Source organism: Protofrankia sp. Cr1, from assembly GCF_963555865.1.
In the GTDB taxonomy this organism is placed as follows: domain Bacteria; phylum Actinomycetota; class Actinomycetes; order Frankiales; family Frankiaceae; genus Protofrankia.
Genome location: NZ_CAUVXO010000012.1, coordinates 1 through 4,649 on the forward strand (window position 1 = coordinate 1; position 4,649 = coordinate 4,649).

Sequence of the window (4,649 nt, forward strand, 5' to 3'; positions counted from 1 at the left end):
GCCGAGTCGGACGACCAGGGCCTGGCGGCGGAGGGTGCCCGCGCCGCCCAGGAACTCATCGACAATCAGCGTGTCGTGGCCGTCATCGGCCCCACCTTCTCCGGGCCGGCGGAGACCAGCATATTGAAATACTCCGATGCCGGCTTGGTGGCCGTGAGCCCGTCGGCCACCGCGCAGGGGCTGACACATGTTGGTGCGAAAACGTTCTTCCGGACTGTTCCGCCGGACACGGAGCAGGGGACGCAGACTGCGGAGTACATGACTTTGAAACGCGAGGCCCGGCGCGTCCTGCTGCTTCACGATGACAGCAATCCGTACGGCCGGGGTCTCGCCGACGAGCTGAGAAAACAGCTCGTCATAATAGCGCAGCAAAAAAATCTGCCGGTCACCGTAACCGCCGTGGCACTCACCCCGGGCGCCGACTACGCGAAGATTATTCCGGAGTCCAGTTCGTACGACATGGTCCACTATTCTGGTTACTCGGCGGAGTTCGCCGAGGTTGTCAAGGTTCTCCGGAGTCGAAATTTCCATCGCTATATAATGAGCGGCGACGGCAGTAACCAGGATCTGCTGATCGGCCAGGCGGGAAAGGATAACGTCGAAGGTGTCTTTCTCACCTGCGCATGCCGCGGAGTAGCCGATATTCCACACGATGCGCGGGTGGAGCGGTTCATCCAGGCATACGGGAAGCTTACTCCCGGCACTCAGCTGGATTTCTACGCCGCCGACGCCTACGATGCCGTCGGGGTCGTCATCCAGGTCCTGAAGGGCCTCGGCGGAAATGCCACCCGCAAGTCGGTCGCCGATACCTTTCGTGGTCCTGATTTCAGCAGAGAATTCGAATTCGAGGGCATCACGAAAAAAATAAAATTCAGCGCGACCGGCGACGTACTGGGTAGTGATATCTACCTCTACCAGGTCACGGACGGGCGGCGGAAGTTTCTCGGCAATATTGCGGATCTGGTCCGCGGGAATGGCTGACCAGCGTCGGCGACGGCCTCGCTGGGGCGGCCACCGTCAAGGATCGGTGGATGCTGTTGCGTAGTCATACCAGTACGGATGGTATTGGCGGGCGGCGTTGAGTCTCGTTGCCACGCCCGTCGGAAAAGGTTGCGCGACGGTTGTCACGTTCTGAGACAGGATGACCGGGTGCCGATCCGACGCCAAACCCCGTCAACCCGCGCGCCGCGGCGGGCCCAGCCGATGCTGCCATTGCCGATCCGCAATGCCGGTCAGCCGGCCCGAGGCCGTGACCTACCGGTGACTGCATCATGCGGTGGCTGCAGCGCCCGATGGACCGACCCGGACGCCACTCACTGCCGGGTCTGCCATGTCACCTGGCAGGACCTGAACGGTTTTGACACGCATCTGGCGGAGTGCCAGCCAGGGCTTGCCGCCCGGTCCACCCGCTCTGGCCGGGCGCCGCGACGCTGACCTTCGGATCAGCGTCGGCGTGGCAGCCCCGAGGGGCGTTGCGTTGCCGTGGCCGGCTGCTTCGCGGGGGTATGGACGGTCCGACCGCGTCCAAAGGCGATTTCATCGACGTTGATTCCGGCTGGTTTGTCCAGGAAGAACCGCTCGTCAGGTGAACCCCGGCCGGCGGGATCCCGGTGGACGCGGGACGGCCGCTGCCCCCCTTTCGGTCTGATGCGCCGAATGACGAGTTCTGGTTCGCCGACTCCGCCGAGCGCCGCGAAAATGATGAACAACAGGATGATCGATGATCCGAAGGTCGTCAGGATTCCGAGCGAGTACGGATCGAATCCAAGCGGGGGGCGCAGGCTGGGCTCGGGTGTGACCTGGGTGGCCGCCAGCGCGGTGTAGTGCATCGTGCATACGGCCAGGGCCATCACTGCGGACGCTGTGATGACATGGTGGGCGCCGCCCAGGGAACCGAGGAAGGTGCCATCCTCCGACGACGTCTGGAGGTCGACCCGGGCGCTTCGGTGAAGTCCGAGTGGACCAGGCCCGCGACCTACACCGTGCAGGGCGATCCAGAACGCCATGGTGGCCGCGAACACCGCGATGAGGACGGACAGGACGACGACCGGCATTCGGTAGGTCACGGTTCCCGATGTGCGCATGGCCGCCATGCCGGTGTAATGCATCGCTGTGATCGCAAAGCCGGTGCACGCCCCGCCGGTAATCAACCGGGTCGTGTTGAACGGGTTGGTCCCGACGACGCAGAGGCCGAGGGCGACACCGGCGATGGATATACTCAGGGACAGCAGTGTTTCAGATAAATTGAACGTGATGTCCGGTCCGATATGATAGGCGAGCATGCCGACGAAATGCATGGACCAGACCGCTCCGCCGCCGAGCGCTACTGCGGTGACTGTGATCCACCGCAGTCGCCTGCCGCCGCGGGTCGCGCGGATGCGGGCCGCGCTCGCCAAGGCCGCGAACGAACCTACGGCGGCCAGCAGATAGGACAGACCGACAAATCCCAGGTCGTATGTTGCCGTGAAATGAGCGTGGGCGGCAGCGAGGTTCTCCACTGCGCTGCCGCCGAGAGGGCGAGCCGTGGTCATCATCGGATTCCTTATGTGTGACGCCGTTGTCACCGTCCGTCTTACCACTATTCGTAGCGTCCGATAAGCACCTGGTAGTCATCTCTGTGGCAACGTGCTCACTACCAGTGAACTGAAGGGTTCGCTAGCACCTGAAGGGTTCGCTGGCATCGCCCCGGTCGGTCACAGCTGGCGTGCCCACCCGCAGCGGGATGCGACATACGCCCACCTGGAGCTGGTCAGCGCCACGACTGTCCAGCGATCCGATGTGACGGCGCGGCGCTGTCCGTCGAGGCAGGTGTAGCGCCCGCCGATCACCTCGTCCACCGTTGCACGGGCACAGTCACGCTCTTGGTACCAGCACCACGGTCCGCTCGCGCAACCGCCAAGGTGGGCCATCAGGCGGTAGCCGGTTGCCGGACCGGACCGCAGGTTGAGCTGGCAGCCGTTGGCGGCGGTGGGGACCATGTACCAGTGCGTCGCGGGCAGTGGAGTCCCGGCCCGCGTCTGGGCGACCGCGGGTGAGCCCCAGGAAACGGCCGCGAATGTGGCCAGCAGGCCCATCGCCAGTGCGACGCCCCGGACGAGGCTCCGTCGGCGGACCTGTCGTCTCCGCACGGTGAATCTGATTGGCTCGGGGTGAAACAGGGCAACCGGGAACATGACGCCTCCAGGACCATGGATTACTCACATGCGGATGGAGGACGTTCTACCGTGGATGTCGCCCCGTGTAGTTGTACGGCACGCCGTGTGCCCGAAATCAGCGCACCCCGCAACAGGGGGTGGATCTCAGCGCGAAGCGTCGGGCAGGGGGCCCACTCGCTGTTCTGCGATGGCAAAGGCGGCGAAATCGATCGTGGTATCCGTCTTGGGTGCAAATGACCGGTCCCCACCACCGTACAGGGCCGAGAACATGATGCCACCGATGCGGACCTTGTCGGAGATACGCGGGTTATAGCCGTGTTCCTTGAAAGTGTCCTTGTTGTCGATCCAGACCGCCAGCAGCCCTTGGGAGACGGTTTCGAAGTTCATCCGGACGCCCTGCTCGACACAGATCCACTTGCCGGTCTCCCACGTCCACGTCTTTTTGCCGGAGACCTTGATCGGCGTGTCCGGGCGGGCGGTGTTCGAGTAGACAATGCCCTCACCGTCCTTTCGCCAGGCGAACCGGCTGGCGAAACCATTTCGGTCGGTGTCGGTGCGCTTGTCCTCGCCCTTGTTGTAGATGACCCCGTAGAATCCGGGGAGCTTTCCCGCCTTGTTGAAGTCGAAATCATGCGGGAAGCGTACATAGTAGCGCAGGTACATCTCGTAGGTCGGCCGGCCGTCCATAGCGACGAACAGTTGGGAGCCGCCATAGGTGTTACCGTCGTTGTAAACCTCGGCATCGGGGTTGTTGAACGTGTCGCCCGCCGGCAGTGATACCCGGACGATCTTCTGGAAACGAGGGTCGTCGGAGGGCAGTATCTGCGCCCGGTCCAGGCCGAAGGTCGCGCGTTGCTCCGGAATGAGACCTTTGCCGAAGAAATCCGCGGCGCCGGTGTCGAAGAACTGCGGTGCCGCGTTCGTGGCGGCGCCGGATGGCGCCGCCGGGTCCGGCGGAAGAGTCTCGCTGGCCGGGTCGAAGGGACGCTTGGGCTTCGAACAACCCGCCGCGGCCACGCCCAGCAGGCCGAGTGCCGAACCCAGCACAGCCCGTCGGGTTCGGGCCGGTGGTGATGGAACAATGATCCCGCGGTCAGTTGACCGGGTGGTTGACGGGCCAGGTACGTCAGGCAGGTACGATCCGTTCCCATCGTTCATCTGTCGACCCCCGGCGGTCCGCCGCTGTACTCATGATCACTGTATGTATGATCACCAGATTCACAGTCAATTCCGAAATTCTCCCGCCTACGGTACCAGTACGGCGGACTCGCGGAATATCGGCTGTCGCGGGGCCCGATCGGGTGCGATCTCGCCGAGCCGGCCGGGATCTTTATAGCGGCAGATGATTCTCACGGTGGTTGTACGGATGCTGTTGACGAAACTCGTCGATCACCGGCCCGGCAATTGTCCGCATCGTCTCGCCTGCCGATCCGTTCGCCGGTCGGAGCGGCGGCCGAGCCGGAGCGCCATACCGATCAAGGTATGACGCTCCGG

The 4,649-nt window shown here is 63.8% G+C and carries 4 protein-coding genes; 1 reads left to right on the forward strand and 3 read right to left on the reverse strand.

Going from position 1 to position 4,649, the window contains the following annotated elements; all coding sequences use genetic code 11:
- On the forward strand, positions 1–981 hold a 981-nt coding region (locus U9980_RS02545; protein WP_322766505.1), incomplete at its 5' end, for a branched-chain amino acid ABC transporter substrate-binding protein.
- A 461-nt stretch (positions 982–1,442) separates the two neighbouring features.
- Here the strand turns inward: U9980_RS02545 and U9980_RS02550 are convergent.
- The 3 genes from U9980_RS02550 to U9980_RS02560 all read right to left on the reverse strand — a co-directional run bounded on the left by U9980_RS02550 (position 1,443) and on the right by U9980_RS02560 (position 4,202).
- The gene (locus U9980_RS02550) at positions 1,443–2,531 is read right to left on the reverse strand and encodes an MHYT domain-containing protein (RefSeq protein ID WP_322766506.1); all 1,089 of its coding nucleotides are present in this window, start codon (positions 2,529–2,531) and stop codon (positions 1,443–1,445) included.
- Between the two features lie 162 nt (positions 2,532–2,693).
- Positions 2,694–3,173, reverse strand: a complete 480-nt coding sequence (locus U9980_RS02555) for a hypothetical protein (RefSeq protein WP_322766507.1) — start codon at positions 3,171–3,173, stop codon at positions 2,694–2,696.
- A gap of 126 nt (positions 3,174–3,299) precedes the next feature.
- The gene (locus tag U9980_RS02560; protein WP_322766508.1) at positions 3,300–4,202 is read right to left on the reverse strand and encodes a polysaccharide lyase; all 903 of its coding nucleotides are present in this window, start codon (positions 4,200–4,202) and stop codon (positions 3,300–3,302) included.
- Positions 4,203–4,649: the final 447 nt, after the last annotated feature.